Genomic DNA, 471 nt, shown 5'->3' with positions numbered 1-471 from the left:
GGTGGTCTTCAAGGTAGCCTGTCTACTGTTCCTGCGCCTGAGCTAGGCAGCATCGTTATCAAAGAAGCGGTCGAGCGTGCGGGCCTTAAGCCTGAAGACGTACAAGAAGTGATCATGGGTAACGTATTGCCAGCCGGTCTTAAGCAAGGCCCAGCTCGCCAGGCAATGCGTCAAGCAGGCCTACCTGATGCAACGGGTGCTACCACAATCAACAAGCTTTGTGGTTCAGGTATGAAAGCGGCGATGATGGCACACGATGCGATCAAGGCAGGCACTAACGATGTAATGATTGCTGGCGGCATGGAGTCTATGTCTAACGCTCCTTATATTTTGCCAACGGCTCGTAAGGGCTTCCGCATGGGTCACGGTGACCAAGCAATGGATCACATGTTCCTAGATGGTTTGGAAGATGCTGAAACAGGTCGTCTAATGGGTTCTTTCGCACAAGAAGTTGCAGACAAGAAAGGTTAT

1 pseudogene is annotated in these 471 nt (G+C 51.4%); it reads left to right on the top strand.

Annotated features, from left to right (window positions below):
- A pseudogene (locus A3766_RS03370) lies at window positions 1-471 on the top strand (acetyl-CoA C-acetyltransferase); the annotation flags it as partial.

The sequence above is a fragment of the Oleiphilus sp. HI0132 genome (genome assembly GCF_001635845.1).
This window is presented reverse-complemented; position numbering and strand designations above follow the sequence as displayed.